The 4,662-nt window shown below is 45.9% G+C and carries 5 protein-coding genes; all 5 read right to left on the bottom strand.

Annotated elements, in window-relative coordinates; genetic code table 11:
- The coding region (gene pnp / locus B3180_RS15615) for a polyribonucleotide nucleotidyltransferase (protein ID WP_286845408.1) at window positions 1-1,661 on the bottom strand (1,661 nt) is incomplete at its 3' end.
- Window positions 1,662-1,840: 179 nt separating this feature from the next.
- Window positions 1,841-2,110, bottom strand: a complete 270-nt coding sequence (gene rpsO / locus B3180_RS15610; protein WP_054487070.1) for a 30S ribosomal protein S15 — start codon at window positions 2,108-2,110, stop codon at window positions 1,841-1,843.
- Between the two features lie 96 nt (window positions 2,111-2,206).
- Window positions 2,207-3,139 (bottom strand): tRNA pseudouridine(55) synthase TruB, encoded by a 933-nt coding sequence (gene truB, locus B3180_RS15605; RefSeq protein ID WP_286845405.1) that lies wholly within the window; start codon window positions 3,137-3,139, stop codon window positions 2,207-2,209.
- Window positions 3,139-3,525 (bottom strand): 30S ribosome-binding factor RbfA, encoded by a 387-nt coding sequence (rbfA, locus tag B3180_RS15600; RefSeq protein ID WP_054487065.1) that lies wholly within the window; start codon window positions 3,523-3,525, stop codon window positions 3,139-3,141. The genes truB and rbfA overlap by 1 nt, the downstream gene beginning before the upstream one ends.
- An 18-nt stretch (window positions 3,526-3,543) precedes the next feature.
- The coding region (gene infB / locus B3180_RS15595; RefSeq protein ID WP_286845402.1) for a translation initiation factor IF-2 at window positions 3,544-4,662 on the bottom strand (1,119 nt) is incomplete at its 5' end.

Below are 4,662 nucleotides of genomic sequence, written 5' to 3'. Positions count from 1 at the left end.
AAGCGAGGCGCATAAGTAGAAAGCTCTTCACGGTGACCGCCAATGGCTTCGTCCATCACTTTCAGAATGTGTAGGCGAGCTGATTTAGCCTGCGCTAATGCACTTTCCATGATGTCGCGAGTGATACCATCAATTTTAATGTCCATTTGCAACGCAGTAATACCATCGGTGTTACCGGCTACTTTAAAGTCCATATCACCTAAGTGATCTTCATCACCAAGGATATCGGAAAGAACAACGTGCTTGTCGCCTTCTTTAACCAAGCCCATAGCGATACCCGCTACAGAAGACTTAATTGGCACACCAGCGTCCATTAACGCCAATGAAGAACCACAAACTGAGGCCATTGAACTTGAACCGTTTGATTCGGTAATTTCTGAAACCACACGAATGGTGTAAGGGAATTCATCGTGGCTAGGCATAACTGCCTGAATACCACGTTTCGCCAAACGACCATGACCAATTTCACGACGTTTTGGCGATCCAACCATACCGGTTTCGCCAACACAGTATGGAGGGAAGTTATAATGCAGCATGAAGCGATTTGTGTTCATACCAGTCAGCTCGTCAATCATCTGAGCATCACGATCGGTACCTAAGGTAGCAGTTACCAACGCCTGAGTCTCACCACGGGTAAACAATGATGAACCGTGAGTACGCGGTAATACACCAGTAGCGACACTAATAGCACGAACCATGTCAGGGTCGCGGCCATCGATACGCTTTTCACCAGCAATAATACGGCTACGTACAATGTCACTTTCCAGGTCGTGGAAGATTTTGCCGGCTTCTTCTAAATCGACATTTTCATCTTCAGCAGTTAGCTTCTCGACCATCTGCTCTTTAACTTGGTCAAGCTTACCTTTACGTTCTGCTTTGTCGGTAGTGCGGTAGGCTTCGCCAATACCTTGCTCTGCCAATTCACGAACTTTGGTCTGCAAGCTTTCATCTTTTGCAGGAGCCTGCCAGTCCCACTTCTCTTTGCCTGCTTCTGCAGTAAATTCAGTAATGGCTTTAATAACGTCCTGCATTGCTTCGTGACCGTACATAACGGCACCAAGCATTTGGTCTTCAGACAGCAACTCAGCTTCTGATTCAACCATTAATACGGCTTTATCCGTACCCGCAACCACAAGATCCAGCTTGGAGTTTTCTAACTCGTCGGCGGTTGGGTTTAGTACGTATTCATCATTAACCACACCAACACGTGCTGCGCCAATTGGGCCTGCAAAAGGAGCACCAGAAATAGATAAAGCTGCTGACGCGCCAATTAAAGCGACGATATCAGGGTTAATCTGAGGGTTTACTGAAACAACAGTAGCAACAACCTGTACTTCGTTCATGAAGCCATCTGGAAATAATGGACGAATTGGTCGGTCAATTAAGCGACTGGTTAACGTTTCGTTTTCGCTAGGACGCCCTTCACGCTTAAAGAAACCGCCAGGAATTTTACCGGCTGCGTAAGTCTTTTCTTGGTAATTGACTGTTAACGGGAAAAAGTTTTGCCCTTCACGTGCTTCTTTTTTGGCAACAACAGTGACTAAGACTGTTGTATCATCGATGCTGGCAAGTACAGAACCAGTCGCCTGACGTGCTATTACGCCAGTTTCTAATGTGACTGTATGCTGACCGTACTGAAATTGTTTAGTTATTGGATTCACGTTTCTTTCCTTTACCTTCAAAATATAGAGTATCCGGATTGATACTCGTCTTCTCTCTTTATTTATCTCGTCGCATAGTATAAGGGAATTGTGACAAAATTAAGACCCATAAGCCTAAAAAGAATACAAAAAAAGGGCCAAAAGGCCCTTTTTAAAAATTCTTTATGCGTTGGTGTGTCTTAGCGACGGATACCTAAACGCTCAACAAGTGCTACATAGCGTTTTTCGTCTTTACGCTTCAGGTAATCAAGAAGCTTACGACGACGGCTAACCATACGTAACAGACCACGACGTGAATGGTGATCTTTCTTATGTGATTTAAAGTGGTCTTGTAATTCAGCCAGGTTTTTTGTCAAAAGCGCAACCTGCACTTCAGGAGAACCCGTATCGTTCTCGCCTTGACCAAATTCTTTTACAATTTCAGCTTTCTGTTCAACAGTTAGTGACATGATAACTCCTAAGTTTGTCAAAATGATCGACGCCAATCACTAATTCAGCGTCGATATGAAGGCGGCGATTATACCCACCTAACAATACAAAAACAACTATAAATCAGCATACTCAAGAGCAATAACGCGACGCGGCCATAATTCCATGTTTTTCACCCGGCCAACGCCTAAAAACTGAGACTGCTCATTAAGGACTCGCCACTCTTCGGCTTCATTTGCATCGCTTACCGGTAAAGGAATAGGCTGCCCATGAAGAAAGTCTCTGGTCTGTGTCTGAGTTACTGTAATCTTTGGCAGTTCGCCTAACAGCAGGTCAGCTGGTTGCAACAAATCATCCAGCTTAGACTGGCCCTGCTCCGCCGCTTTTTCCAACTGCTCAGGCGTTACCATGGTCGATTCGTTAATATCGGCCACCGCATTACGATGCAAACTGGAAACGTGTGCGCCACACCCCAAAGCCTGACCCAAATCATCCACCAGCGTCCGAATGTACGTACCTTTGCTGCAACTGACTTGAAGAACGACCTTATTTCCCTCGACAGCCAACAACTCTATAGAGTGTATTGTAATTTCGCGTGTCTTTTTGGGAACCTCAATACCGCGCCGAGCGTAATAATACAGAGGCCGGCCTTCATGCTTTAACGCTGAATAAATAGAGGGTGATTGCGCTTGCTTACCAATAAAGTCCTGAATTACCTCGGCAATATGTTTAGCATCAACCGAAACCGGTTTTTCTTCAACAACTTCGCCTTCGGCGTCGCTCGTAGTCGTTCGGACGCCTAGCAAAGCTTCAACCCGATACGCTTTATCGGCATCAAGTAAGTACTGTGAGAACTTTGTCGCTTCTCCCAGGCAGATGGGCAGAATTCCAGTTCCTAAAGGATCGAGGGCTCCGGTATGACCGGCTTTTTGTGCATTATACAGGCGCTTAACATGCTGCAGGGCATGGTTTGAACTCATGCCCTGCGGTTTATTCAATAAAACTACGCCCGTGACTGCACGGCCTTTGCGTAGACGAGCTTTAGACATTAATCGTCTCCGCTGTTTTCACTGCTTTTTTTATCTCGCTCGCGTGCTTCTGCAACCAGCTTACCCATGCGAATACCTTCATTTAACGAGGCATCGTGCTGGAATTTAAGTTGCGGAACTATGCGTGCCTTAATGCGTTTACCTAACAAAGAACGAATAAAGCCAGATGCTTCATTCAGCACTTTTAACGCCTGCTTAACTTGTTCAGGGTCATCTTGAAAAAAGGTAACGAACACCTTGGCATAAGCTAAATCGCGAGAAACTTCCACATCGGATACTGTGACCATGCTAACACGAGGATCTTTTATCTCGCGCTGCAGGATCATAGCGATTTCTCGTTGTAGCTGGTGCCGTACCCTTTCGGTACGGCTAAACTCTTGTGCCATAAATTACTGTGTCCTTGATTAAAGCGTACGTTCTATCTGGACTGTTTCGAAGACTTCAATTTGGTCGCCTTCTTTGACATCGTTGTAGTTCTTAACACCGATACCACATTCCATGCCGTTACGAACTTCCTGAACGTCATCTTTAAAGCGACGCAGTGATTCAAGCTCACCTTCGTAAATAACAACGTTGTCACGTAGTACGCGAATTGGTGCTGAACGTTTGACGATACCTTCAGTTACCATACAACCGGCAATTGCACCGATCTTAGGTGATTTGAAGACATCGCGAACTTCTGCCAGACCAATGATCTGTTGTTTGAACTCAGGCTGCAGCATACCGCTCATCGCTGCTTTAACTTCGTCAATCAAGTCGTAAATGACGCTGTAATAGCGCAAGTCTACACTTTCTTGCTCAACCAGTTTTCTAGCGGCCGCTTCGGCACGAACGTTAAAACCAACAACAATCGCATTCGATGCACTGGCCAGAGAAATATCGGTTTCAGTGATACCACCAACACCGCTACCAATGATGTTCACTTTCACTTCATCAGTCGACAGCTTAGTCAGAGCATCAGAAATCGCTTCCAATGAGCCTTGTACGTCTGACTTCAGGACAATGTTCAGTTCAGCAACGTCACCTTCAGCCATGTCCGCAAACATGTTTTCCAGTTTCGCTTTTTGCTGTTTCGCTAATTTCACATCACGGTATTTACCCTGACGGTAGTTAGCTACTTCACGTGCTTTACGCTCGTCCTTAACAACCGTTGCTTCGTCACCTGCCTGAGGAACACCAGACAAGCCAAGTATTTCTACAGGAATTGAAGGACCGGCCTCTTTAATTTCTTTACCGGTTTCGTCGCGCATGGCACGAATACGTCCGTACTCAAGGCCACACAGTACAACATCACCTTGCTTCAACAAACCGCGCTGAACAAGAACCGTCGCTACTGGTCCACGACCACGATCCAGACGTGATTCAACCACGATACCTGAGGCCATGCCGGTTTTTTCTGCGCGTAAATCCAGTACTTCAGATTGCAACAGAATTGCTTCTAACAGCTCGTCAATGCCTTCACCGGTGTGAGCTGACAGCGGAATAAACTGCACGTCACCACCCCAGTCTTCCGGAATGACTTC

Origin of the sequence: Idiomarina sp. UBA4206 (assembly GCF_002383015.1) — a bacterium.
Classification (GTDB): Bacteria; Pseudomonadota; Gammaproteobacteria; order Enterobacterales; family Alteromonadaceae; genus Idiomarina; species Idiomarina abyssalis.
The sequence above is the reverse complement of the archived record's forward strand: the minus strand, read 5'-3'. Positions and strand labels throughout refer to the sequence as shown.

What these genes read in the sequence shown, in the direction of transcription:
- rpsO (WP_054487070.1), bottom strand. Translation starts at nt 2,110, where the DNA reads ATGTCACTAACTGTTGAACAGAAAGCTGAAATTGTAAAAGAATTTGGT.
- truB (WP_286845405.1), bottom strand. Translation starts at nt 3,139, where the DNA reads ATGTCTAAAGCTCGTCTACGCAAAGGCCGTGCAGTCACGGGCGTAGTT.
- rbfA (WP_054487065.1), bottom strand. Translation starts at nt 3,525, where the DNA reads ATGGCACAAGAGTTTAGCCGTACCGAAAGGGTACGGCACCAGCTACAA.